Source organism: Paraburkholderia sp. Cy-641 (genome assembly GCF_011752945.1).
Classification (GTDB): Bacteria; Pseudomonadota; Gammaproteobacteria; order Burkholderiales; family Burkholderiaceae; genus Paraburkholderia.
The window spans coordinates 19,911-45,329 of the sequence record NZ_VWWM01000008.1 but is presented as its reverse complement, the minus strand read 5'-3'; the positions used below and the strand labels follow the sequence as shown (position 1 = coordinate 45,329).

The window sequence follows — 25,419 nt, the reverse complement described above, 5'->3', positions numbered from 1 at the left end:
CGTTCAACGCGATATTCAGCGATACACGATCACCGGAATCTTCGTGTGCGTGAGCACCCGTTGCGTTTCGCTGCCGATCAGCAGGCTGCCGAGCCCGCGCCGCCCGTGCGAGGCCATGAAGATCACGTCGCAGCCGCCCTGCTCGGCCGCCTCGATGATGCCGAGGTAAGGCGCCGGATGCACGCTCGTGCGGCTGTCGACGTGTACGCCGACCCGGTGCGCGGCCAGTTCCACCTCGCGCAGATGCACCTGCGCCTCGCGCTCGCTGCGCTGCAAAAACTCGCCCGGCGGCTCGACCGCGATGTCGGAGAACGGCGAGTACGGATATTGCGGCAGACATGCGTACGCGGTGATGCGCGCGCCGACGGCCTGCGCGAGATCGATCGCGCCCGCTATCGCCTTGCGTGACAGATCCGAACCATCGGTCGGAACCAGGATGTGCCTGAACATGATGCCCTCCGTCGCCGGCTGCTCGCAGCGCGGCGTCAGCGTTCAACGAAGCCCGCCGGGCAGGCTGTTCGAATGATTGTAGTGCGTGCCGATACGGGCGGAGACCGGCCAAGGGTCTGTCCCGATGCCGGGACCGGCGGGCGCTTGCGCGTCGGTCTCCGCGATTGGTCTCCGCAGTGGGTCTCCGCTGTCCGTCCCCGCCTTCAGTCCCAGTAACCGGGCTCGCCGTACGTATGCTTGAGAAAGTCCAGAAACAGCCGCACCCGCAGCGGCAGATGGCGGCGCTGCGGAAACACTGCGTGGATGCCGATCGGCGGCGCGGCGAATTCGTCGAGCACGGTGACGAGCCGGCCGGCCGCGAGTTCGTCGCCGACCTCCCACCACGAGCGCCACGCGAGCCCATGGCCGGCGAGACACCATTCGTGCAGCACCGCGCCGTCCGAGCATTCCATCGTGCCGGACACCTTGATCGACACCACCTTGCCGTCCTGCTGGAACATCCAGCCGCGCTGCTGGTTCGCGCTCGCGCCGAACGCGAGGCAGTTGTGGCGTGCGAGATCGGCGAGGCTATGCGGTGCGCCGCGCCGGCTCAGATACGCGGGCGAGGCGACGCACACGCGCCGGTTTTCGGCGAGCTTCAGCGAGACCAGCGAGGAATCGGGCAATTCGCCGAGCCGCACCGCGCAGTCGAAGCCCTCGTTGACGAGATCGACGAGGCGGTCGGACAGATCGAGTGTGATAGACACGTCCGGATGCCCGACCGTGAACGCGGGCACGAGCGGCGCGACATGGCGGCGCCCGAAGCCGGCCGGCGCCGACAGCCGCAGATGGCCGCTCGCCTTCACGCCGCCCGCCGACACGCTCGCCTCGGCGTTCTGCATGTCGTGAATGATGCGCTGACAGTCTTCGAGAAAAGCCGAGCCTTCGAAGGTCAGCGTGAGCTTGCGCGTCGTGCGCACGAGCAGCTTGACGCCGAGGCGCTCTTCGAGCGCATCGATGCGCCGGCCGATGATCGCGGGCGCGACGCCCTCGGCGAGCGCCGCCGCGGACAGGCTGCCCTTGGCCGCGACGGTGACGAAAGTCTCGATCTGCTTGAAACGGTCCATGAACGGTGCGCGCCGCGAGCAGGCGCAAGAGGCGGAAATGGGGCGATGGGCGTCAGATTAGGTATATGAAAGTAAAAGATCAAGTGATCTTTAGCCTATTTTTTAGCACCTAAGGTCACCAATACAATCGATCCCGACCTCTGACAGGAGCGCACGGCAATGTCGGCCACAACGACACCTTTCCCGCGAGCAGTGATCTTCGACGCCTATGGCACGCTTTTCGACGTGCATTCGGTGATCGCCGCCGCCGAGCAGTTGTTCCCCAGCCACGGCAATGCGCTCTCGCAGTTGTGGCGCCAGAAGCAGATCGAATACACGCAACTGCGCACACTCGCCGCGCGCACCGACGCTCCCGGCGAACACTACCGCCCGTTCTGGGATATCACGCTCGACGCCCTGCGCTTCGCCGCGAAAAAACTGCAGCTCACGCTCGGGCGCGTGGCCGAAAAGCGTCTGATGGACGAATACGCGTGCCTGTCCGCCTTTCCCGATGCGGTGCCGGTGCTGCGCGCGTTGCGCGAGGCGGCGTCGAACCCGAACCCGAGTCTGAACCCAGATCAGAACCCAGCCCCAAGCTCCGCGAGCACCACAGCCGCGGCAACCACGCCTCATGTCGGGCTCGCGATCCTCTCGAACGGCAATCCGCAGATGCTCGACATCGCGGTCAAGAGCGCGGGCATGAGCGCGCTCTTCGATCACGTGCTGTCCGTCGACGCCGTGCGCGCCTACAAGCCCTCGCCCGCCGCCTATGCGCTCGGCCCGGCCGCGTTCGGCGTGGCCGCGCGCGAGATCGTGTTCGTCTCGTCGAACGGCTGGGACGTGGCCGGCGCGACGTGGTTCGGCTTCACGACGTTCTGGCTCAACCGGCAGAACGCGCCGCTCGAAGAACTCGGCGTCACGCCGCATGGCACGGGCAGCGGCATGAACGATCTGCTGGCGTTCCTGCGAGCGCCTGATTCGCCCTCGCCCCATATCGGCCAGCCTGAAAAACCGCGCGGCGGCGGCACCCGCAAGCGCGCCGGCCCGCGCGCCTGACGAGCACCCGCGCGGCGATCCGGCCAGCGCCATCCACTCACTGCTTTTCAACCTCCACCTTTCCGCAATCCGACTTTCTGCAATCTGACCGACCAAGGAGAAAACATGACGAATTCGCTGTCGCTGCCGCAAGGCATGGAAATCACCGGCGAGATCAAGCCCGGTTTCGAAGCGATCCTCACACGCGAAGCGCTGGAACTCGTCGCCGCGCTGCATCGCACGTTCGAGCCGCGCCGCCAGCAGTTGCTGCAAGCGCGCGTCGAACGCACGCGGCGGCTCGACGCGGGCGAGCGGCCCGACTTCCTCGCCGCCACGCAGAGCGTGCGCGACGGCGACTGGCAGATCGCGCCGCTGCCGCAAGACCTGCAATGCCGCCGCGTCGAGATCACGGGGCCGGTCGAGCGCAAGATGATCATCAACGCGCTGAACTCCGGCGCGGATTCCTACATGACCGACTTCGAGGATTCGAATGCGCCCAGCTGGGACAACCAGATCACCGGCCATATCAATCTGAAGGACGCGGTGCGCCGCACGATCTCGCTCGAACAGAACGGCAAGTCCTATAAGCTCAACGAGCGGACCGCGACGCTGATCGTGCGTCCGCGCGGCTGGCATCTCGACGAGAAGCACGTGAAGGTCGACGGCAAGCGCGTGTCGGGCGGCATCTTCGATTTCGCGCTGTACATGGTCCACAACGCGAAGGAGCTGGTCGCGCGCGGCTCGGGTCCGTACTTCTATCTGCCGAAGATGGAGAGCCATCTCGAAGCGCGTCTGTGGAACGACCTCTTCATTGCCGCGCAGGAAGCGGTCGGCGTGCCGCGCGGCACGATCCGCGCGACGGTGCTGATCGAGACGATCCTCGCCACGTTCGAAATGGACGAGATCCTGTACGAGCTGCGCGAACATAGCTCGGGCCTCAACGCGGGCCGCTGGGACTACATCTTCTCGGCGATCAAGAAGTTCAAGAGCGACCGCGACTTCTGTCTCGCCGACCGCTCGCAGATCACGATGACCTCGCCGTTCATGCGCGCCTACGCCCTGCTGTTGCTGAAGACCTGCCATCGCCGCAACGCGCCGGCGATCGGCGGCATGAGCGCGCTGATTCCGATCAAGAACGATCCGGCCGCGAACGAAAAAGCAATGGGCGGCGTGCGCTCGGACAAGGCTCGCGATGCCGGCGACGGCTACGACGGCGGCTGGGTCGCGCATCCGGGCCTCGTGCCGGTCGCGATGGAAGAGTTCGTCAAGGTGCTCGGCGACCGGCCGAACCAGATCGGCAAGCAGCGCGACGACGTGCTCGTCAGCGCCGCCGATCTGCTCGACTTCCGCCCGGAAACGCCGATCACCGAGGCGGGTCTGCGCAACAACATCAACGTCGGCATTCACTACCTCGGTTCGTGGCTCGCGGGCAATGGCTGCGTGCCGATCCACAACCTCATGGAAGACGCGGCGACCGCCGAGATTTCGCGCTCGCAGGTGTGGCAGTGGATTCGCTCGCCGAAGGGCACGCTCGACGATGGCCGCAAGGTGACGGTCGAACTCGTGCGCGAACTCGCGGCGCAGGAGCTCGACAAGGTGAAGCAGACGGTGGGCGGCGACACGCAGCCGTATGAGCGCGCGGCGCAGATTTTCGAGCAGATGTCGACGGCGGAGCAGTTCACCGACTTTCTGACGTTGCCGCTTTACGAGGAGATTTGAGGCTGCGGGCCAGGTGGCCGGATTGATGTACGGGTGGATGCGCGGTTCGATGTACGTCTGGCCCGGACGATCGCCCGAGCTGTTACGACTCGATAGATAAAAGAATGGCGCGCCACGCGGTTAGCAGCGCGCCATTTTCCATGGTGCTTTGCACATCTCGTTTCGGGCCGTGCTTTTTGCCGTGCGTCTTGCCATGTTTCGTGCCGTACTTCGCGCTCCGTCTCTCGCGTGCCGCCTTTGCGCGGACCCACCACGCGGACGCGATGGGCAGGACACGATGCGCAAACATCGCGCCCTTTCACCCACTCGGTCTTTCGCGCTCCCGATCACCGCGTGCGGCGATACTCGACCCAATCGCCCGACCGGATCTCGGGCAGCCCCTTCACCGCGCCCGGCGTGACCGGATAGAAGCGGCAGTTCACGACGTTGCCGTCCACCTTCACCATGACCTCGCGGGCGAGGAAGCGGTCCTCGACGCCGGGATAGACGGCTTCGATTTCGTCGAGCACGGCAACGAGCGCATCGTCGATTTCGTAGACGTCGCCGCATACGTCGACGCCCGCCTCGTCGACCACGAGCCCCGGGTACAGGCCAAAGTCGAACAGATGGCCGCGCACGCTCGCGGTGCCGAGCAAGGTCGGCGCGGGGATGTCGTTACGCGCGGCGGCTTCGCTGATGTCGTTCGCTTCACCGGCACGCAGCGTGCCGTAGACAAAGACGGTCTGCATCGTCGTAGGGTCTCCTTGAGGTGAGGGGTCGGGCCGCGTTAGCCGCGCCTGTCGCGGGCTGTGTCGCGATCCGGTTACGGCCCCGTGGTGATTTCAATGCAGTGATTGCAATCCTGCGGTTTCAATCCCGCGTTTTATCCCGTGGTTTATCCCGCGCTACGTTCGTCACGAACACGCCGGACAGTCGCGACATTATGCAACGCCAGAAAACGGGCAACCTCGGTCGCGAACCCCCGCGGCCGCGTCACGCTGCGACTTCCGCAGGCCGTTCATGCGCGCCCGCCTCGCTCTCGACCACGAGACCGCAACGCAAGGCAGCCGCCCTCTACAATGACCGCACTCGCAGTGATTCGCGGCGGCCGGCCCGCATGCCGGCCGTCTCCCGTCATCCGTACCGGGCTTCGCCATGACTTCGTCCGCCGACTCCGACCTGTTGAGCCGCATCCGCTTCGCCGACATTCCGCCCGAGTCCGCGCCGACCGAGACGCATCCGATCCGCGTGCGCTCGCGGCCAATGCCGGCCGGCTGGCGCATCCCACGTCATACGCATGCCTGGGCGCAGGTCGCGTATGCATCGCGCGGCGTGCTGCGCGTCGCGACCACCGGCACCACGTGGATGGTGCCGCCCTCGCGCGCGATCTGGGTGCCGCCGCATGTGTCGCACGAGGTGTTCTCCGTCGAGGACGCGTTCCTGCGCACGCTCTACATCACCGAGAGCACGGTGCCGGCCGGACTCGACACGCCGCGCGTCGTCGAAGTGTCGAACCTGCTGCGCGAAGTGATTGCCGCGCTCGACATGCCGGGCCTGTCCGCCGCGCGCGAGCAGTTGCTCGGCGCGCTCGCGCTCGACGAACTGACGCGCTCCGAGCCGCTGCCGCTGTCCGTGCCGATGCCCAACGAAAAGCGCTTGCGCGCGCTCTGCGAGGCAGTGATCGCGGACCCGACGCATGGCGAGTCGCTCGAACAATGGGCGTCGAGCGTCGGCGCGAGCACGCGCACGATCGCGCGGCTGTTCCGTCAGGAACTCGGCGTGAGCTTTTCTCAATGGCGTCAGCAGGCGATTCTCGCGCGCGCGATTCCGCTGCTGAGCCAGGGACGGCCGCTCTCGCACGTAGCGCGCGAGTTGGGCTATCAGAGCCAGAGCGCCTTTTCCGCGATGTTCCGCCGTGCGTTCGGCGCGAGCCCGCGCGCGTTTATCGAACGAGGCGCCGAGCATCGCGTGGACAACGGCGAGGCCGGTGAACCGTCGGCGGACGAAGAAACGGCACAGGATCGCGCGAATCCGGCGGAGCCGGCCGGACGCTGAATCGCGACGCAACGGCCCATGCCCGGAATGCACGGCGCCGCATTGGACGCGGCGAGCCCGGCACCACGGCGCCGGCGCCACGCGTGTGAGGATCGTCTGAGAAGTCGCCGAAGAACGTGTGAATAACGTATAAAGCGCGCGCCGTATGTCTCGCGCCGCGCTCAAACCCGCCGCGCCAGATGACGAATTGCGCCGAGCTGCGCGAGCCGCGGCCCGGCGAGCCGGTAGCCCTTGCGCTGATACAGCCGCGCCGCGGGATTATCGACGAACACGCGCAGTTGCAGCTCGTGCAGTCCACGCTCGCGCGCCCATTGATGCGAGATGTCGAGCAGATAGGTGCCGGCGCCGAGCCGCCGGTATCCCTCGGCAATCTGCACGTCGCGGATATGCAGCGAATCGCCTTCTTCCGTGATGCGCAGCACGCCCATCGGCACGCCATCCACTTCGAGAATGAAATTCTCCGACTCGCGCCAGCTGCCGAGAAACAGATCGCTGCGCCAAACCAGATGATGCCGGCGATAGTAGCCGCCCATGTTGTTGCGCGTCAGGGCCTCGGCAAACTCGAAATCATCCATGCTAGCGTGGCGCAGATGAAACGGTGACAAGGCTTCGGTGGGATCAAACATGACGGGACCGCGAGGATGAGTCGGATCAACGGTAAAACAGGCTGCGCCCGCTGGCAATGGCTGTTTGTCCCGAGCGGGTTGCGGCGCGGCGCAAGGCGCGGGCGAAAAGAATACGCGGAAGAAGGCGGAAATCCGAAAAAAACCGCTTGGGAACGCCGCTTTTTGCAAGCGGGCTTGGCCGGTCTGAAGATCCCGCTCCGGCCAGGCGTGCGGGGCTCGAACCGCTGTCAGCACCCGCGCCGGGACACATCGGCCGACGGCGGCGCCATGAACGGCCGCCCTCCCTCATTCGACGGCCCCGCCCCGATGACTCGCACGGGCGCGCGACGATGACGCGACTCGCCTCGAACGGCGCCACCACAGCCACAACCCGCTCCCGCTCATGGCCGCGAGCGCGAGGCCGCCCAGCATCACGAGCGCTTCGAGCAGCGGACCGCCGAGCGCGCCGGTATGCAGCGGATAAACCACCGAGACAGCCCGCGCGCCGATATCGGCCTGATTCCAGCGCTGCGCAGCCAGTACCTTGCCCGTCACCGGATCGACCCAGAGCAGCGTGCGCCCGTTCGGATGCGGATCGTCAGGGAGATGCAGCCGGACATGTACGGGCCGATCCGCCTTCGCCGGCGTCTGGACGAGGTAGACGCGCCCGTCCGGAAACACCGCGCGCGCCGCCGCCACGAGCGTATCGAGAGGCAGCGTGGCCTCGCGTCCGCGCGAGGCCACGGGCAATGCTGGCACATGCAGCGGCGTGGCGCCGCTGATCGTGGTGACGAACTTGCGCAGCGGCTGCCAGCCCATATAAGCGCCGGTCGCAACCGATACGGCGATCACGACCCCGAGCGTGGCACCGGCGACCCGATGCAGATCGAAAAGGCTGCGAGTCAGTCCTTTGTGCAACTCGATGCGCCACCCCACTCTCCAGTCGCGCGGCCACCATAAGACGAGGCCGCTTGCCAGAAGCAGCAGATAACCGAGCGCGACGATCGCCAGGATCGACCGGCCCACATCGTCCAGCATCAGCGAACTGTGCAGTTTGAACAGGAAGTTGACGACCCCTTCGCTCTCGCCACGCCGCCCCAGTTCGACGCCACTGAACGGATCGAGATAGAGCGTGCCTCGCCACGGGCCGCGCACGATAACCGACAGGCTGCCGTCCGCTTCGCGAGGCGGCAGAAACGAGAAGCTCGCCTTCTCGCCGAATCCGGCACGCAGCTTCGATCTGATCGTTTCGAGCGGGAGCGCCTCGCGATGGGCATGGGTGTCGTGGGTGTAGGCCGGCACCCTGAACAGTTGCGGATGCAATTGTTCGTCGAGAGGCGGCGCGATCACGAGCAGCGCGCCGCTCAGGCCGATGAGCCCGAGCATCCAGCCGAGACTCAGCGCGAACCACCGGTGCGCGCTGAGCCAGAGGTTACGCAGCCGTCGCATGCCGGACTCGTATCGTAAGGAAAGCCAGGTTCATCGCTACGTCAATCAAGGAGTGTCCTGCCTATGAAGCGCCGCGTGTAGTGTCGGGTTGACGATCGATGAGCGGCGTCAGTCAGCAACGGCCATGGTTGCGTGTTGTCTTCGTCGCTCGAACACGGCTCACGCTGAGCGTGTGAGTGGCGACGGAACGTTTCGCCCTCAGAAGCGAGCGCATTATAAATACGAATGGTTTCCATTTTCAACTGTAATTTTTCGTCAGAAAATTATGACATTTTCACTGTTTAAATTTTAAAAATACGGCAAATTTACGTATTTTCCCTCGCCATGACTACCCAACACCTCTCGAAATCATTACACAAATTTTTCAACTTGTGAAATAATGCAAATCATTCGCATTTGCATTTTCTTGAAAATTGTGGCTCGCGCTCTTGCCTGAAGCGCTTCCAGCATGTCAGGCACTGCGGGTCCTTTCCGCGGTTGTCATCGTTTCTGGTTCTTCACATGATTCATTATTTAGTTAGCCATACTGAATTCCATCTCCACGACGTGAAACGCCGTCCATCGCGGACGCAAGCGGAAGCACGCCCCGTCATGCAGCGATAGCGCGATCGAAATGGACATCGCAGGGCGTAGCGGCTTGCGTCGGTATTCATCGCAGTCCTGGCCGCTTAGCCGCATCGCGCCAAACGCAGGACCGCTTTCCGCACCCGCGCATCCCTCTCTCCCTGTGCTGTTCCGGACCCAGGCGTCAACCGCGTTCGCGTCGTGGCGCCTCATCTGTATGCATGCTCGCCCGCCCCATTCGCTGGACTGCCGATGAACGGCCGCTGACTCCGCGGCGGACTTTGCGCCTGTCTGCACACCCGATCTCTCACCACCGACGTCCCACTTCCTCAGGAAAAGAAGAATGATTCGCTACAAGCGCCTTACCGTGGCCATGGCTTTGTTGCCGTTCGGCATGCCCGCCTATGCCGCCGACGCCGACGCGCCCGAGCCAGCGAAGGAGAACGTGCTGGAATCCATCAAGATCACCGGCAACTGGCTAGGCAGCCCGACCGAGCAGAAGCTGCTGGAACATCCTGGGGCTCGCACCATCGTCGAGCGCAAGGAGTTCGAAGAGCGCGGCGCCATGAACGTGCGCGATGCCCTGCGTGGAATTCCCGGTGTGCAGGTTCAGGATAGCAATGGCACGGGCGGCAGCGATATTTCACTGAACGTCGGCGTGCGCGGCTTGACCGCGCGCCTCTCGCCGCGCTCCACGATTCTGATGGACGGCATTCCGCTCGCCTACGCGCCTTATGGCCAGCCGCAGTTGTCGCTGGCGCCGCTGTCGCTCGGCAACCTGGAGATGGTCGACGTGGTACGCGGTGCCGGTTCGGTTCGCTATGGTCCGCAGAACGTGGGCGGCATCATCAACTTCGTGACCAGGCCGATTCCCGAGCAATTCACCGCAAACGCCGCGGTCGGCACGGAGATTTATAGCCACGGCGGCGACGTGAAGACGATGCCCAGCGCGTTTATCGGCGGCACCAACGCCAAGGGCCTCGGCGGTGCGATTCTCTACTCCGGCACGCATGGCAACGGGTATCGCGAGAGTAACGACCGCATCGATATCGACGATGTGATCCTGAAGGGCGCCTATAAATTCACGGTCAACGACGATATCGCCGTCTCGCTGCACCATTTCGAAGGACAGGGACGCATGCCCGGCGGCCTCACCACGCAGCAGTACGCCGACGATCCGTTCCAGTCCACTCGCCCCTACGACGACTATACCGGCCGGCGCACCGACGGTTCGATCAAGTACACACACAAGGATGCGCTCAACAGTTTCGAACTCCTTGCTTATTACACGGACTCGTTCCGTGGCAGCCATATCGAACAGGAAGGCAGCGGGGCCACGGCCGGGCTTCGCCGCCTGACTTCCGCGCCGCGCGGCTACCATACCCTCGCGATCGAGCCACGCTATTCACGGCTCATCGACATGGGCAGCATCGTGCAGGAAATCAGCGTCGGCTACCGGTTCCTGAACGAAGCCAGTTCGGAGACGGCCGCCCGTACCGCGTATTACGATCCGAATAGCGGAATCGATGCGCGCACGCTGGCGTCACAGGCCTATCAAACGAGCCAGGGCGGCACGACCGCCAACGCGTTCTATATCGACGACCGTATCGACATCGGGCGCTGGACCATCACGCCGGGGGTGCGCTATGAAATCATCCGCACCTTCAACAACGTGACGAACCTGAGCAACGGCGCCGTGACGAGCGCGCTGTATCCGAAGATCGATTCGCACGTGGCGCTGCCGATGCTGTCGGTGCTGTATCGCGTGCAGGACAACTGGTCGCTGTTCGCCAATGCCGGGCAGTCATTCGGACCCGAGCAGTATTCGCAGCTCGCCTCGACGACGCAAGGGCTTCATCCCGAGAAGGCCACGACCTATGAACTCGGCACGCGCTTTAACGGGCCCACGTGGGGCGGCGAGCTGACGCTGTTCAATATCGACTTCGATCAGGAACTGCAATTGAGCCGCTCGATCGTCGGCGACGGGATATGGACGGACCTCGGCGCGACGCGTCATCGCGGCGTCGAGTCCGCCGTGCACTACGACATCGGGAGCCTCGTACCGGCACTGAACGGGCTGTCGGTCTACGCGACCTATACGTACACGCAGGCGATTGCGAAGGCAGGCGTATTTGCCGGACGCGACCTGCCGCTCTACTCCCGGCAGGTCGCAACGCTCGGCGCGACCTACCGGCGCAATCAGTGGACCTTCAATGCCGACCTCTTCGCCCAGACGAAGCAGCATTCGCCGGGCGACCCCAACGCCGGCGCGACGTACGTCACGCAGGAAGACCCGACGGGACGCCTTGGCGACATCCCCGGCTATGCGACGGTGAACCTGCGCGCGGCCTACCATTTCGGCAAGGAACTCAACAACCTCGACGTGGCGGTGGGCGTCAAGAACCTGCTGGATCGCCGCTACTTCACGCGCTCGACCGATAACAACGGCGGGAAGTACGTGGGGCAGCCGCTCACGGTCTATATGCAGGCGTCGCTTTCGTACTGACCTTGAACGTGATGCCTGAAGATGCCGGCGCGACCCGTCGCGCCGGCATCGCGGTGCGCGACATCCTCGCGCTATGGCAGCGATCGCCTACGGTGTGGACAACAAACTTTGCGACAGATAGTCGAGCAATGCCGCAACACGCGCGGAGCGGATAACCTGCGACGGCGTGACCAGACTCAGATAGACCTGCGCTATTTTCCATTCAGGCAGCAGTTCGACCAGCTCGCCATGCCGCAAGGCATCCGCCACGACGAACTCCGGCTGTAGCGCTATCCCCATGCCGGCTAGCAGCGCCGGGATCAACGACTCGGCATTGTTGGTCCGCATCCGGCCGTCGATCGTCACACTGCATTCCTCGCCGGATGCATGCTGGAAACGCCAGGACAGAGACGTCGAATGACTCGCGTAGCACAGACACGCATGCGCGCCGATTTCCCGCGGATGGTCGATCGGCCCGTGTTGCGCAAGATATGCCGGACTGGCGACGAGTATGCGTCGCATGAGGTACAGATTGCGGGCGCGCATGGACGCGTCTTCCGGCTCGGCAATCCGGATCGCCACATCGAAACCGCCCCCGACTATATCGACGACGGCGTCGTCGAACGATACTTCGATATTCACCTCAGGATAGCGCGCGAGAAACCCCGGTATCAGGGGCGCCACATACTTGAGGCCGAACGACATCGGCGCCGAGATGCGTAGCAGCCCCTTGGGCGCCCGCGCATGCGCCGACGTTTCCGCTTCGATCGACTCGAACTCCCGGACGATGTGTTTGGCGCGCTCCATCACGCTGAGGCCCGTCGGCGTGAGAGAGATTCGACGCGAGGTTCGATAGAGCAGCGTCGCGCCGAGTCGCTTCTCCAGCCTGATGACCGCCTTTGAAACCGTGGGTTGAGACATGCCGAGCGTTTCGGCCGCTTTCGCAAAAGAGCCTGTTGAGGCTACGCGCGCGAAAATCGCCCACGCTTCTAGATCGGGAAGACTTTGCATGCAATTGTTCTGAGGGTGGATTCCACTTGTTCTATTGGCCCGCCCTGGCAATCGGGTACAGAAGGCACTGCATACTGCCAACAGATGAAAAACGCTTCCAGGTGAAATGTTATCGGACCCGAAGCCAACTACAAATAGAACAAATGGAATAGAAGACATTCCATATCTGTCGCGAGGTGAAGGCTTTCGCGCCCGCAACCCTGGCGCGCCACACCCATTCGCAGCACCCCGCCCCGGCGCCTGAAAGTCGGCATGCAATCGCGCGGTATCGCGATACCATATCGGCTTACGTGATTTTCCCGACATGGCTTTCCCGACATCTTCCCGAAAGAACAGAACGGTATCCGCTCTCTTTTTCCATGCCAACACTCCCTGACCTCGAAGCGTGGGCCATCTTCGCGCGCGTTCTCGAAACCGGCTCGTTCGCGAAGGCGGCGGACTCGCTGGGCATTTCCCAACCGACCGTGTCGAAAGCCATTTCCCGCCTCGAACACAGGCTCGGCACGGCGCTCCTCTACCGCAATTCGCGCCAGCTTTCGCTCACACCGACCGGCGAGGTAGCCAAGGCACGCGCCATTCGCATCCTGAGCGAAGGGGAAGCCGTGGAAGCCGAGACATCGGCTCAGGTGATTCAGCCGCGCGGCATGGTTCGTATCACCGCACCGATGTCATTCGGAATCCGTTACTTCGCGCCGTTGATTCCCGCCTTCCTCGAACGCTATCCAGAAGTGGAAATCGATCTCGTCCTCACGGATCAGATCGTCGATGTGGTGGCCGGCGGTTTCGACATGGCGATCCGCATTGCGGAGCTTCCCGATTCGTCGCTGCGCTCGCGCCGGCTTTGCGTCGTGAATCGACCGCTCGTGGCAACGCCCGCGTATCTGGAACGTCACGGGCGCCCCGCTCACCCGCGAGACCTCGCCCACCACGCCTGTCTGATCTATACGAATCTGCCGACCCCCGAGCTATGGCAATTCCAGCATGTCGTGTCCGGTGAAAAATGCGCGGTGCCGGTGAAGGGCCGCATTCGCAGCAACAACGCGGATGTGATCGGCCCGGCGCTTCTGGCGGCACAAGGCCTCGCGCTCCAGCCCGAATTCATCGTCTGGGACGCGCTCACGCGAGGAGAACTGATCGATGTGTTTCCGGACTGGCGAATCAGCCAGATCAACGTGAACCTCGTGACGCCGCCCAACATCCTGCGCCCGGCGCGCGTTACCGCCTTGCTGGACTATCTGGCGGAATGCCTGGCTTCGGCGCCGTGGGCCACCGTCGTTCCCTGAGTTATCCTCCGAGTTGCCCCCTGCGTTACGCGGCCTACCACTGGTACTTGAGTTCGACGCCGGCGTAGTCCGCGTTGTGTCCGCCCGCGTGGCGAATCGAGTTGCCCACCTGGAAATGCACGGCTTCGATCGATCCGGTCAGGTTTGAGACGATCGTCCAGTCCGCTCGCAACTGGAGGTACATCCCGGTCCACAAGCTGCCTCTGCCCGCCGTGCCCGGCACGGTCTGATTGGCCTGCTGATACACGGCGTCGCCTGTCGCCTCGCGCCACTGGAAACCCAATGCGCCGAGTAGCGCGAGACTCGCCGTGGGTTTGAGCGTGATAGACGGTTTGACGTGAATGAGGTTCGCGTAGCCCGTATAGCCGGCCAGCGTGAAGTAATAGCCGTTCGGAAACAGCGCATTGAAGGTTTCAATCCGGCCATCGCGTGGATGCCGGTCGCCCGAGGCGGCGTCGAGTTGCAGTGCAACGCGCGGCGACCACGGCATATCGAGCGCGTAGCCGGCAATCGAGCCGATCGCCCATGCAAGAATCGTGTTGCTGCCGACCGCTCCAGTCTGCAGCATGCCTTCGACGTCCCAATCAAAGTGCTCATGCGTGCCGGAATAGCGCAGATCCCAGACATCGCGGCGCTCGACACCGCTCGCGTCGAGGAACTGCGCGTTACTACGGTCATAGCGCGACCAGTAGCCGGAAAGATCGCCCGGCCCCACCGATTGCCGCTCGACACGCACGCCGCTGAAGGTGAGATGGCGATTCGACACATCGTCGAATACCGTAGCGTCGCGGTTCTGCACGGGCTGCGTCGCATAGGCAATGAAGCGCCACTTCTGGTATTCGTAATCGGCCCAGAGTGCATCGAACGACTGACGCACATTGGGACCATCACGCACGGAAATGAAACGCTGCAGGTCGAACGCCATCTGTTGACGCCCGACGCGAAGCTTGAGCGTACCGCCGCCGACCACGCTGGTGTAGGTCACGAAGGCCTGTTCGAGATCGAGCGGATTCTGGTCCACGGGCGTCACCGCGTTCTTGCCGAATGCACGTGCGTCTTCGAGTTGCACGAAGAACTGCCAGTGTTCGGCGAGACGTGCATCGGCCTGGACCTCGATACGCTGGATCAGATACGTGTCCGCCTGCGCGGAGCCGATGCCGAACAGGGGTGCGTTATTGCTTTCGACACGCTCGCGCAGATTCGCGCCGAGCGTCAGCCACGACACAGGATCTCCGCCGAGCGGGACGTACTTGAGCGTATCGAGCGGTTCGCGCGGAACACAGGGATTAGCGAGTACCGACCAGTCTTCCTGCCAGCGGTTGAACATCACGACCGGCCGTTTGACATCGCACGCGGCAGCCGATGTGTCGGCGCTGACCGCGGTACTGACCTCGGCATCCGCGTATGCCGCGTCCGCGGCAACCAGCAGTAGTCCTGATATCACCGCGATACAGATAGCCGTTTCGCGGCAACGCCTGCGCATCGTCGCCGGCTCGACGCTTGGCGCAACGATTGCGGCCACGCGCTTATCGTTGCGTAGCCGTGCACGCCACGGCCAGAATCCGCGCCGCCGCGCCCTCTCGCCCTCCCTCATGCGCGCCCCGGCGTGGCCACGCGCTCGTGCTCTCAGGTCGTCAACGACAATCCCACGAGCGCGCAGGCGGGTACGAGCAGTGCCCAGAATCCCGCGTAGCGCAGTCCCATCGCCCCGGCCAGCGCGCCTGCCGCGAACGCGACGATCGCCAGCATCGTCTTCGCGAATCGCGCTCGTACCGCCGCGTGCATGGCCTCGTCCGCGCTTGCGGATAGCATGTCGAGGGCATCGAGGATCGCCTGGGTGACGTTGCCCGTCATCACGGTATGGGGCACACCGGGGCGTTGAATCAGCCGCGAATGCGCATTCTGCACGCCCATCGCGAGCGCGCCGATCACGCCCGTCGCGATGACCGGCAAGCTGTCGGACTGGGTAATCGGCGCCACCGACACGCCCGCGAGGCAAAAGCCGAACATGAGCACGGCCTGTACCGCATGAAGCACGCGCGCGCCCTGTCGGGCATGCCGCGCGGGAAGCGCTCGCACCAGCAGGCTGCTCAGCACGACACCGCAGACAAACGCGGGGAACACGGCCAGTTTGAGCAGAACGCCTGTGCCGAAGCCGGCGAGCGCGGCACCGATCAATACGAAATTGCCCGTCACGTGCGCCGTGAACAACCCGAAGAGCGCGGCGAAACCTAGCGTATCGACGAACCCGGCAATGGCGGCAAGGATCGTGTCCTCGTATTTCATTTCGACGCGACGGCGTGGATTTCGGCGATGTAGCCGCCGGGGAACTGCACGATCGCGGCATCGCGCCCGTCCGAAGTGAACGGCGGCACGAGTACGGTCGCGCCGGCAGCCTTCGCCTTCCCCACCGTCTCGTCGAGATTCGATACGTCGTACCCCGTCGTTTCCCGCCCGAACGGATAGGGCAGATGACCATCCGTCACGAGCACGGTCATCTTGCCGAAGCCGGACTCGATCCGGATGCGGCGGTAGGTATCGTTGGGCCGGCCGATTTCGACGCCCGGCGCCCTGGGCTCATCGGACACCACCTTGCCGTGCGAAAATTTCACGAAATCGTGCACCAGCTTGTGCACGCTGTGCGGAGAAACGTAGACACGGTTCTCGGGCACGGTCTGCAACGCCGCGTAGTGAGGTGCCTGGGTATGCCAATAGATCTGCATGTTCACGCCGTCCGCCCACGACAGGATCGCGTCGCGGCCGATCGGATCGGGGAACGTATCGACGATCACATCCGCGCCATGCGCGCGCGCCGCCTTCACGGCCGCATCCATGTCGGTCACGAGATAACCGGTACGCTCCGCGCCGAAAGGAGACGGGATGGGTGTCTTGAAGCCGAATACGGAAATCGTGCCCACCGGGGTGAACACGAGCTGCGACATGGTCTGACTGGGCGTTGGCGTGACCTGAAAAACGCCCTGCTGCGACTTGCTGCCGCCGAACGTCGCCACGAAGCTGTCGGTGAAGCGGTCGAAATCTTCCGGCGCGACGTAGACGTGCGTCGTGTCGTACTGCGGCGCCACGGCGACGGACGGTGTCTCGGCCTCCATCGCCGGTGGTTTCGCGAACGACACCGACGCGGCAGCGAGTCCGCACACGAGCATCATGCCAGGCAACGTCGAGCGAAGGGTTTTCATAACGGAATGTCCTTGTTGTCGTGTCGAGATGTTCGATCGGTCAGGTGTCCTTTACAGCGGCGCTTGCGGAACCGCCGGACATGACCACGAGCACGCAGGCAGCAATCAGGCCAAAATGCTCGAAAAAACTGTTGAGCGCCGTGAAGCGCGCAGCGCCCGTTTGATTCCAGAAGTCGTTCGCAACCAGCATCGCCACGGCCGTCAACATGCCGAGGCCGCCCGCGCCGAGCCACGTATATCGGCGAAATATCACGCACAACGAACCGGCGATTTCCACGACGACCGCCAGTGCCGCGTACAGTGCAGGCGGATGCAGGCCGAAATGCGCCTGCTCCGCGATTGCGCTGTCGAAGTGCAGCGCCTTGTCGACGCCGCCGATCAGCCACGCCGACACGAGCGCCATCCGCACGAGCAATCCGATCCACGGCGGCTCAAGAAGCGCGCGGACCCAGGCGGGGTTGCCGCGCCCGCTCGTTGCCGCCATATCAGACCGCCCAGCAGGAACAGCCGAACGCCCCCCAGAAGCCCTTCGCGTCCGAAGTCGGCAAGGCGCTGCTCCATGCGCGCGCATGCGCATGGCCGTGCACCCCGCAGGCACTCGCGCAGCCGCACAGCGCCGCCGCGGCGGCACGTTGCAACGGCGCGCCGCCGCGTAACGCAGCGCCCCAGCCGCCATAACCACCATACTGGCGAACCGGCGACCAGTCGGGCATCGCCGGCGGAATCGGCGCATCGTACGAAGCGAACGGCCCCGCCCCCCAGACTATCCTGCCGCCCACGACCGTCAGCAAGGCGGTGGTGTCGGCGATATCGTCCTCGGCGCACGAAAAGAAGTCGCGGTCCGGCACCATCAGATCGGCAAGCTGTCCGGGCGCGATGCAATCTTTTCTGCCCTCTTCGTTCGAGAACCACGTCACGTACTCCGTCCACATGCGTAACGCCGTTTCGCGATCAGGCAAATTGCGCCGGGGATACATGCGCAGGCCGGCGATCGTCTTGCCGCTGACCAGCCATGCGAGCGAGACCCACGGGTTGTACGACGCCACACGCGTCGCGTCGGTGCCGGCCGACACCTTGATGCCGTTCTCCAGCATCTTCGCGATGGGCGGCGTGGCCTCCGCCGCCTGCGCACCGTAGCGCTCGACAAAATACTCGCCCTGATAGGCCATCCGGTGCTGCACCGCGATGCCGCCGCCCAACGCGGCGATGCGCTCCATCGAACGTTCGGAGACGGTTTCCGCATGATCGAAGAACCAGTGGATGCCGTCGAGCGGAATGTCTCTCGCGACCTTTTCGAACACGTCGAGCGCACGGCCAATGGTTTCGTCATAGGTGGCATGCAGCCGCCACGGCCAGCGATTCTGCGCAAGCACGCGCACCACGCCTTCGAGTTCGTCCTCCATCCCGGCTGGCAATTCCGGACGCGCAACGCGGAAGTCCTCGAAGTCGGCCGCCGAAAACACCAGCATCTCGCCCGCGCCGTTGTGGCGAAAATAATCCGTGCCGTCGTGATACCGGACTGCGCGGGTCCAGTTCACGAAGTCCTCCTTCTCGGCCTTCGGCTTCTGGGTAAACAGGTTGTACGCGACACGCACGGTCATTTCGCCTGCATCGTGCAGTTTGCGAATAACTTCGTAATCCTCCGGATAATTCTGCGAACCGCCTCCCGCGTCGATCGCACCGGTCACGCCAAGGCGATTGAGCTCGCGCATGAAATGGCGCGTCGAATTGTATTGATACTCGGGCGGCAGCCTGGGCCCTTTCGCAAGCGTCGCATAGAGAATCGCGGCGTTCGGATTGGCCAGCAGCAAGCCGCTGGGATGGCCCATGTCGTCGCGCTGAATCGTGCCGCCGGGAGGCTCCGGCGTATCCTTCGTATAACCTACCACGCGCAGCGCGGCGGCATTGAGCAGTGCACGGTCGTATAGATGCAGGATGAACACGGGCGTATCGGGCGCCGCCTCGTTGAGCTCCGCAATCGTCGGCAAGCGCTTCTCCTCGAACTGATGCTCGGTAAAACCGCCGACCACCCGCACCCATTGCGGCGCAGGCGTGATCGCGACCTGCCGCCTGAGCATCTCCATCGCGACGGCGAGCGAGCGCACGCCATCCCAGCGCAGTTCCATGTTGTAGTTCAGGCCGCCGCGAATCAGATGCAGATGATTGTCGATCAGACCCGGCAACACGGACCGCCCGGCGAGATCGATAACCTGCGTCGCGTGGCCCGCGAGCGGCATCACGTCCGCATCGCTGCCGACCGCGACGAAGCGGCCATCTGCAATCGCCACCGCGCTCGCGCTTGGGTTCGAGCGATCGAGCGTGGTGATGCGTCCGTTATGCAGAATCAGATCAGGTTGGCTGCCAGTTGTGCTCATGTGCGTATCCTCGCTTCGCTCACTCCGACTAAAGGCCCAGCAAGGGCTTGAAAACCGGGACAGCGTGCGCGCCGATCAACATGCCGAGCAGGCCGACGAGCGCAACCAGTGGCGGCGCGGGCGAGCGAACCTTGATTGCGCTATAGATCACGCCGATCAACACGCCCGCACCCAGTGACACCAGATACGGTTCCATGCGATCACTTCGCCGGCACGGCGGGCAGCGCCTCGTGGGTGGACGCCGTGCGCTGCGGTGCCTTGTGGACCATCGTGTAGGCATAGTCGATGCCCATGCCATAGGAGCCCGAATGCTCCTTTGCGATCTTCATGACGGCGTCGTAGGTTTCACGGCGCGCCCAGTCCCGCTGCCATTCGAGCATGACCTGCTGCCAGGTGACCGGGACGACGCCCGCCTGAATCATGCGCTGCATCGCGTAGTCATGCGCTTCCTTCGAGGTTCCCCCCGAGGCATCGGCCACCATGTAGATTTCGTAGCCGCCCTCGAGCATCGCGCACAAGGCGAACGTGTTGTTGCAAACCTCCGTCCACAGGCCCGACACGATCACCTTCTTGCGGCCGTTGGCGGCCAGCGCGTCGCGGACCTTCTGATCGTCCCACGAGTTCATCGACGTGCGCTCGAGCAGCTTCTGGCCTGGAAATACGTCGAGTACTTCGGGATACGTGAATCCCGAGAAGCTCTCCGACTCGACTGTCGTGATCGTGGTCGGAATACCGAACACCCTGGCCGCCTTCGCCAGGGCGACGACGTTGTTCTTCAACGTCTGCCGGTCGATAGACTGCACGCCGAAGGCCATCTGCGGTTGCTGGTCGATAATGATGAGCTGGCTGTTCTGCGGAGTGAGTACTTCAAGCTTCGGATTACTCATGACGTGTTTGTCCTCTGATCCGGAGATAAAAGAAGACCGCCTCTCCGTAACGATAGAGAGGAGCCGAAGAGGTGATGCGCCGGGAAATTCCGTCATCCAGCCCCAATCATTTAACACGCAAATCCGGCAAAAGAACATCGAACAAATGGAATCGAAACTATTCCAGAAATTGCGTATTAAATCGTCGTGCTGACTCTTTTCTTATTCGCGCAAAGCCGATACGCTTTAAAAAAAATCGCGGCGTAACAGTGTCCACACACCAGGTGCCCACACGCCAGTGGACGCCGCCACTCGGGCGTCAATGAGATTCGTGTCATGAAACCGTATGCATTCTCGCTGCTCGCCGGCATGCTCGCCGGTTTCGTCTACTACGCGATTGGCGTGCAGTCGCCGGCTCCGCCCGCCATTGCGCTAATCGGCCTGCTCGGCATGCTGGCCGGCGAACAGATCCTGCCAGTCTCACGCCGCATGCGTGCGGGTCTCAAGCTGAAAGCGGCGTGGGGCGAAGCGAAATGCAATCAACACATGTTCGGTACCCTGCCCGGTGCTCACGTGCCAGATGCGATCGCAAAAGATCGGCCGCCATCGTGATACGCCGTCATGTGCCGGCCGCGGCGAGTCGATATCTGGACGCGCTTTACATCACCGCAAGCAACTCATCCCCCCACGGAAAAAACGAGGCGACTCCTGCCTGCATCGCGGCGGCAGACATGGGCCTCGCCTCAGGCAGATCGCGTGCGTTTGCGCGTCTTCACCAGTCTTTCCACCGCGCTCCCGGTCACGTCCTTGAATAACTCAACGTTGCCATAGGCCCGCGCGGCAAGCATCGCACCGTAGACCAGCGAGACGAGCATGGCCGCCTCGGTTTGAAACGACGAGCCCAATTTGATGAGATCGCTTTTCACGCCCGACTCGAGCACCTGTTCGAGCCACACAGTCAGATTATCGAAGAACGCTGTCACCACTTGCGCCACCTCTTCAGGCAACGATGGACGTTCGGCGCCAAGCATGCCCGCTACGCAGAACGGAGCCGTGTCGTCCGCAATGCAGCGCTCCCAATGACCGATATAGGCACGCAACTGCGCCATGGCATCGGCGCCGCTTTCCTGAAGTAGCGCCACGTCGGCGTCGAACGCTTCTTGCCATTCGTTCAGCACGGCGATCACGAGGTCCGTTTTTACGGGGAAGTGATGGTGAATGCTCGCCTTGCGAATGCCGATCGCTTCCGCGATGTCGGCATAGCTAAACCCGTTGTAGCCGCGTCGCATGATGAGTTGCCGTGCCGCTGCCATGATCCTGTTTGCCGTCAGGTCGCCTGTTACTGTCATTTTGCCTACCATCTAGTCGGTTTGTTGTCAGGAAGTTTACGCGGAGAGAAACGCAATTTCCAGTTGCAAAGATTTTCTTGCATCTCTTCCATCCTACTAGTAGGATGGCTACATCGAACAGGCAAAACCCTGTCGATTTCTCCGTTACCTCATCCTCTGGAGCATGAAAATGAAGATTGCCTCATACGTCACCCGCATCGCCGCCGCCGTTGCCCTTTCCGCCGCCGCTCTTGGCTCGCAGGCCGCCACGGCTGCGCCGATCAGAAACGTCGTCCTCGTCCACGGGTATTTCGCCGATGGCTCGGGCTGGCAAGCCGTGTCGAAAATCCTCACGCATGACGGCTACAAGGTTTCCGTCGTGCAGGAACCGGAAACCTCGTTCGACGACGACGTGAAGGCAACCACCCGCGTCATCGATGCGCAGGACGGCCCGAGCATCCTCGTCGGCCACAGCTACGGCGGCGCGGTGGTGACCGAAGCCGGCAACGACGACAAGGTCGCGGGGCTCGTCTACGTGGCCGCGTTCCAGCCGGACACCGGAGAAAGCCCACTCGAACTGACCAAAAAGATGCCGCCCGCGACCAAGGCCATCAAGGCGACCGCCGACGGCCATCTGTACATCGATCCGGCCAACTTCCGCCAGGATTTCGCCGCCGATCTCCCCGCCGCCGAAGCCGGTTTCATGGCTATCTCGCAGGTGACGCCCGCGGCACAATCGTTCGGTGTGCCAATCACACATGCCGCATGGAGAACGAAGCCGAGCTGGGCCGTCGTGGCGACCGCCGATCGCGCGATCAACCCTGATCTGGAACGCTTCATGACCCAGCGCGCAGGCAGCAAGACCATTGAGATCAACTCGAGCCACGTGGCCTACATGTCGCACCCGACCGAGGTCGCGAAGTTGATCGAGCAAGCCGCGGCGCAGGCCGGCAAAGAATGATGAAACGTCGCATGCCGCCTTCAGCCACGGCATTGAGCGAGGCGGCCTATCACAGTGTCGACATCGACCTGGTGAGCGAGATTGTTCTTTGGCTTGTGCGAGAGGCGGTTACGAAAGAACCGTGGGAGGCGATTGCGCTGGTCCGGTCGTAGGCAATGCGGGCCGATGTCGCTTGCCGCGATCGAATAAGTTGCCATGGCCGGCAGCAATGCAGCAGCCTAGCCTAGCCGATACGGACAATGCGCTTACGAGACGCAATGCGAAAGACAGATTGCGCGCGAGAAACTCAGGACACAACCATCACACGATGCCCACAAACGACAAAAGGGTTACGCCGATTTCGACGTAACCCTTTGACTTTTTCTGGCGGAGCGGACGGGACTCGAACCCGCGACCCCCGGCGTGACAGGCCGGTATTCTAACCGACTGAACTACCGCTCCAGTCTTTACACCCTAGCTTGCGAGCGTCGGTTAATTCTCTGCAAGCTGCGCTGCTTTACTACTACTCGAATACTAAAGCGACGCTGATGTCTGGCGTCCCCTAGGGGATTCGAACCCCTGTACTCACCGTGAAAGGGTGATGTCCTAGGCCTCTAGACGAAGGGGACAACGTACTGCTTACATCTTTAATGAAAAAGCCCGTTCAGATTTTTTGAACGGGCTTTGTCTGGCGGAGTGGACGGGACTCGAACCCGCGACCCCCGGCGTGACAGGCCGGTATTCTAACCGACTGAACTACCACTCCAGTCTTTACACCCTAGCTTGCGAGCGTCGGTTAATTCTCTGCAAGCTGCGCCACTTTACTATTACTCGAATACTAAAGCGACGCTGATGTCTGGCGTCCCCTAGGGGATTCGAACCCCTGTACTCACCGTGAAAGGGTGATGTCCTAGGCCTCTAGACGAAGGGGACATAATCTTTTCAGATCTGTCTTTAACTCGCTGCCAACTTACGCTAACTTGCTCAGTTATTTCGTTTCGTCAACTGCGAAGACCGCTACTTTAACTACGTTTCAGTGATTTGTGAAGTCTTTTTTTCTACAACTTTCAGACTTCGTAACCACTTTAACTTCTCTGCTCTGTTGGTGGAGGTAAGCGGGATCGAACCGCTGACCTCTTGCATGCCATGCAAGCGCTCTCCCAGCTGAGCTATACCCCCTTGCAGATCAGAGAAACGAGATTTTAGAGGGCGATCTGCGCTTTGTAAATACCCTTTGAGCAATTACATGCGATTTTTTCGCCGGCACGCAAAACCTTGCACGCGCGCCGAAACGCGTCTGCTCACCAACCGCTCAGGCGAGCGCCTTTTCAATGCGGCTGACGACAGCGTCACGCCCGAACAGCATCAGCACGCTATCGATCGACGGCGTATGCGTCGTGCCCGCCACCAGCAGACGAACCGGCATCGCGAGCTGCGGCATCTTCAGCTTGTGCGCACCGAGCGTGGCCTTCAGCGCGGCGGCAATCGCCTCCTTGCTCCATTCGACGGTCGTCAACGCGGCGGCGAGTTCTGCGAGCGCCGGACGAACCGCCTCGGTCACATGCTGCGCGAGCGATTCGGCATCCGGAGCCGGCACGTGATAGAACATCGCCGCATTCTGCGCGATCTCCTTCACGGTCGATGCACGGTCCTTCATCAGCCCCACCACGGCTGTCAGATCCGGCCCCTGCGCGAGCGTGGCTTCGTCGATACCCAGTTCCGCGAAGAACGGCTTCGCAAGCTCGGCGAGGCGCGCGTTGTCCGCCTCCTTGATGTAGTGCGCGTTGAGCCAGTTCAGCTTGTCGTGGTCATACTGCGCGGGCGATTTGCCGAGATGCTCGAGATCGAACCATTCGACGAACTGCTCGCGCGTGAAAATCTCCGCGTCGCCATGCGACCAGCCGAGGCGCGCGAGATAGTTGACCACCGCTTCCGGCAGATACCCGCCGTCGCGATACCCCATCACACTCATTGCGCCGTGCCGCTTGCTCATCTTTTCGCCCTGCTCGTTGAGCACGGTCGGCAGGTGTGCATAGACCGGCGGCTCGCCGCCGAGCGCGCGCAGGATGTTGATCTGGCGCGGCGTGTTGTTGACGTGGTCGTCACCGCGAATCACGTGCGTGATGCGCATATCGAGGTCGTCGATCACGACGCAGAAGTTGTAAGTGGGCGTGCCGTCCGGACGCGCAATCACGAGGTCGTCGAGTTCTTCGTTCGAAATCTCGATACGGCCTTTCACCGCGTCGTCCCACGCGACCATGCCCGCCAGCGGATTGCGGAAGCGCAGCACCGGCTGCACGCCCGCGGGCGGCTGCGGCAGCACCTTGCCCGGCTCCGGGCGCCAGGTGCCGTCGTAGCGCGGCTTTTCGCCGGCTTCACGCTGCCGCTCACGCAGCGCATCGAGTTCTTCGGTCGACATGTAGCACGGGTAGACGAGCCCCGCATCCTGCATCTGCTTGAGCACTTCGCGATAACGGTCCATGCGCTGCATCTGGTAGAACGGGCCTTCGTCGAAATCAAGGCCGAGCCATTGCATACCCTCGAGAATCGCGTCGACGGATTCGGTGGTCGAACGCTCGACGTCGGTGTCCTCGACCCGCAGCACGAAGGTCCCTTTCATCTTGCGCGCGAACGCCCACGGATAGAGCGCGGAGCGGATGTTGCCGAGGTGGATGAAGCCGGTGGGACTCGGTGCGAAACGGGTACGAACGGAGGTGGTCATTAGCGATTACTCGGAAAACAGGCGCCAGCGCCCGAGCGAACAGCCCGCAAGGCGCGGCAGCGGACCGTGCCCATGCGGCGCACGACGCTGCGCATGAACACGAAGGAAATAAGTGCAAGGGTCGAATTATACCTTCCGCACACGCGTTGCCGCCCTCGTCCGAATGGCCAGGGGCGTTTGCGCAGAAGCTGTCCGAAGAGGTTTCCGAGCGCTCGGAAGCCCCTGCCGGAGGATAGTTCGAAGCATTTGCGATTGACGGCGAGCTGCCGGC

The 25,419-nt window shown here is 63.0% G+C and carries 22 protein-coding genes and 5 tRNA genes; 7 read left to right on the top strand and 20 right to left on the bottom strand.

Annotated elements, in window-relative coordinates; all coding sequences use genetic code 11:
- Positions 1-15: 15 nt before the first annotated feature.
- Together F3J20_RS06485 and F3J20_RS06480 are read right to left on the bottom strand one after the other, a co-directional pair.
- Positions 16-450: a universal stress protein gene (locus F3J20_RS06485; RefSeq protein ID WP_167282585.1), complete on the bottom strand. Its 435-nt coding sequence runs from the start codon at positions 448-450 to the stop codon at positions 16-18.
- A gap of 203 nt (positions 451-653) precedes the next feature.
- Entirely contained in the window at positions 654-1,556 is a 903-nt protein-coding gene (locus tag F3J20_RS06480) for a LysR family transcriptional regulator (protein WP_167282582.1), read from the bottom strand.
- Between the two features lie 159 nt (positions 1,557-1,715).
- On the opposite strand from F3J20_RS06480, the gene F3J20_RS06475 reads away from it, so the two are divergent.
- Together F3J20_RS06475 and aceB are read left to right on the top strand one after the other, a co-directional pair.
- Positions 1,716-2,591 carry a (S)-2-haloacid dehalogenase gene (locus tag F3J20_RS06475; RefSeq protein ID WP_167282580.1) on the top strand — a complete coding sequence of 292 codons (876 nt, stop codon included), beginning with the start codon at positions 1,716-1,718 and terminating at the stop codon, positions 2,589-2,591.
- A 105-nt stretch (positions 2,592-2,696) separates the two neighbouring features.
- Entirely contained in the window at positions 2,697-4,289 is a 1,593-nt protein-coding gene (gene aceB, locus F3J20_RS06470; protein ID WP_167282579.1) for a malate synthase A, read from the top strand.
- 326 nt (positions 4,290-4,615) lie between these two features.
- Here aceB and F3J20_RS06465 read toward each other — a convergent pair whose 3' ends face one another.
- Positions 4,616-5,017, bottom strand: coding sequence for a gamma-glutamylcyclotransferase family protein (locus F3J20_RS06465; protein WP_167045146.1), 402 nt, complete (start codon positions 5,015-5,017; stop codon positions 4,616-4,618).
- A gap of 406 nt (positions 5,018-5,423) precedes the next feature.
- Between F3J20_RS06465 and F3J20_RS06460 the strand changes: the two genes are divergently transcribed.
- Positions 5,424-6,323 carry a helix-turn-helix transcriptional regulator gene (locus tag F3J20_RS06460; RefSeq protein ID WP_167282577.1) on the top strand — a complete coding sequence of 300 codons (900 nt, stop codon included), beginning with the start codon at positions 5,424-5,426 and terminating at the stop codon, positions 6,321-6,323.
- Positions 6,324-6,484: 161 nt separating this feature from the next.
- On the opposite strand, the gene F3J20_RS06455 is transcribed toward F3J20_RS06460, so the two are convergent.
- A complete protein-coding gene (locus F3J20_RS06455) occupies positions 6,485-6,949 on the bottom strand; it encodes a GNAT family N-acetyltransferase (protein WP_167045142.1) in 465 nt (154 codons plus the stop codon).
- Positions 6,950-7,234: 285 nt separating this feature from the next.
- On the bottom strand, positions 7,235-8,377 hold the full coding sequence (locus tag F3J20_RS06450; protein ID WP_167282575.1) for a PepSY-associated TM helix domain-containing protein: 1,143 nt from the start codon (positions 8,375-8,377) through the stop codon (positions 7,235-7,237).
- 958 nt (positions 8,378-9,335) lie between these two features.
- On the opposite strand from F3J20_RS06450, the gene F3J20_RS06445 reads away from it, so the two are divergent.
- Positions 9,336-11,447 carry a TonB-dependent siderophore receptor gene (locus F3J20_RS06445; RefSeq protein WP_240162720.1) on the top strand — a complete coding sequence of 704 codons (2,112 nt, stop codon included), beginning with the start codon at positions 9,336-9,338 and terminating at the stop codon, positions 11,445-11,447.
- 87 nt (positions 11,448-11,534) lie between these two features.
- Here F3J20_RS06445 and F3J20_RS06440 read toward each other — a convergent pair whose 3' ends face one another.
- Positions 11,535-12,437 carry a LysR family transcriptional regulator gene (locus F3J20_RS06440; protein WP_167282715.1) on the bottom strand — a complete coding sequence of 301 codons (903 nt, stop codon included), beginning with the start codon at positions 12,435-12,437 and terminating at the stop codon, positions 11,535-11,537.
- Positions 12,438-12,796: 359 nt separating this feature from the next.
- Here F3J20_RS06440 and F3J20_RS06435 point away from each other — a divergent pair, with 359 nt between their 5' ends.
- On the top strand, positions 12,797-13,720 hold the full coding sequence (locus F3J20_RS06435; protein ID WP_167282713.1) for a LysR family transcriptional regulator: 924 nt from the start codon (positions 12,797-12,799) through the stop codon (positions 13,718-13,720).
- Between the two features lie 34 nt (positions 13,721-13,754).
- On the opposite strand, the gene F3J20_RS06430 is transcribed toward F3J20_RS06435, so the two are convergent.
- From F3J20_RS06430 to F3J20_RS06400, 7 genes are all read right to left on the bottom strand, one after another.
- Positions 13,755-15,203, bottom strand: coding sequence for an alginate export family protein (locus F3J20_RS06430; RefSeq protein WP_167282711.1), 1,449 nt, complete (start codon positions 15,201-15,203; stop codon positions 13,755-13,757).
- A gap of 143 nt (positions 15,204-15,346) precedes the next feature.
- The gene (locus F3J20_RS06425; protein WP_167045133.1) at positions 15,347-16,006 is read right to left on the bottom strand and encodes a YoaK family protein; all 660 of its coding nucleotides are present in this window, start codon (positions 16,004-16,006) and stop codon (positions 15,347-15,349) included.
- A complete protein-coding gene (locus F3J20_RS06420; RefSeq protein ID WP_167282571.1) occupies positions 16,003-16,917 on the bottom strand; it encodes a glyoxalase in 915 nt (304 codons plus the stop codon). Before F3J20_RS06420 ends, F3J20_RS06425 begins: the two co-directional genes overlap by 4 nt.
- Positions 16,918-16,957: 40 nt before the next feature.
- Positions 16,958-17,401 carry a DoxX family protein gene (locus F3J20_RS06415; protein WP_167282569.1) on the bottom strand — a complete coding sequence of 148 codons (444 nt, stop codon included), beginning with the start codon at positions 17,399-17,401 and terminating at the stop codon, positions 16,958-16,960.
- Position 17,402: 1 nt separating this feature from the next.
- Positions 17,403-19,292 carry an amidohydrolase gene (locus F3J20_RS06410; protein ID WP_167282567.1) on the bottom strand — a complete coding sequence of 630 codons (1,890 nt, stop codon included), beginning with the start codon at positions 19,290-19,292 and terminating at the stop codon, positions 17,403-17,405.
- A 28-nt stretch (positions 19,293-19,320) separates the two neighbouring features.
- On the bottom strand, positions 19,321-19,488 hold the full coding sequence (locus tag F3J20_RS06405) for a DUF1427 family protein (protein WP_167045120.1): 168 nt from the start codon (positions 19,486-19,488) through the stop codon (positions 19,321-19,323).
- A 4-nt stretch (positions 19,489-19,492) separates the two neighbouring features.
- A complete protein-coding gene (locus F3J20_RS06400) occupies positions 19,493-20,179 on the bottom strand; it encodes a hydrolase (RefSeq protein WP_167045117.1) in 687 nt (228 codons plus the stop codon).
- A 315-nt stretch (positions 20,180-20,494) separates the two neighbouring features.
- On the opposite strand from F3J20_RS06400, the gene F3J20_RS06395 reads away from it, so the two are divergent.
- Complete coding sequence (locus F3J20_RS06395; RefSeq protein ID WP_167282565.1) at positions 20,495-20,770, top strand: XapX domain-containing protein; 276 nt, start codon at positions 20,495-20,497, stop codon at positions 20,768-20,770.
- Positions 20,771-20,901: 131 nt separating this feature from the next.
- On the opposite strand, the gene F3J20_RS06390 is transcribed toward F3J20_RS06395, so the two are convergent.
- Positions 20,902-21,507, bottom strand: coding sequence for a TetR/AcrR family transcriptional regulator (locus F3J20_RS06390; protein WP_167045374.1), 606 nt, complete (start codon positions 21,505-21,507; stop codon positions 20,902-20,904).
- Between the two features lie 169 nt (positions 21,508-21,676).
- Between F3J20_RS06390 and F3J20_RS06385 the strand changes: the two genes are divergently transcribed.
- Positions 21,677-22,447: an alpha/beta hydrolase gene (locus F3J20_RS06385; RefSeq protein WP_167282563.1), complete on the top strand. Its 771-nt coding sequence runs from the start codon at positions 21,677-21,679 to the stop codon at positions 22,445-22,447.
- A gap of 364 nt (positions 22,448-22,811) precedes the next feature.
- Here the strand turns inward: F3J20_RS06385 and F3J20_RS06380 are convergent.
- The 6 genes from F3J20_RS06380 to gltX all read right to left on the bottom strand — a co-directional run bounded on the left by F3J20_RS06380 (position 22,812) and on the right by gltX (position 25,148).
- A tRNA-Asp gene (locus tag F3J20_RS06380) sits at positions 22,812-22,888 on the bottom strand.
- A 91-nt stretch (positions 22,889-22,979) separates the two neighbouring features.
- Positions 22,980-23,055, bottom strand: a tRNA-Glu gene (locus tag F3J20_RS06375).
- Positions 23,056-23,115: 60 nt separating this feature from the next.
- Positions 23,116-23,192 (bottom strand) — tRNA-Asp (locus F3J20_RS06370).
- Between the two features lie 91 nt (positions 23,193-23,283).
- Positions 23,284-23,359: transfer RNA gene (locus F3J20_RS06365), tRNA-Glu, on the bottom strand.
- 170 nt (positions 23,360-23,529) lie between these two features.
- Positions 23,530-23,605, bottom strand: a tRNA-Ala gene (locus F3J20_RS06360).
- A gap of 133 nt (positions 23,606-23,738) precedes the next feature.
- A complete protein-coding gene (gltX, locus tag F3J20_RS06355; protein WP_167282561.1) occupies positions 23,739-25,148 on the bottom strand; it encodes a glutamate--tRNA ligase in 1,410 nt (469 codons plus the stop codon).
- Positions 25,149-25,419 lie beyond the last annotated feature (271 nt).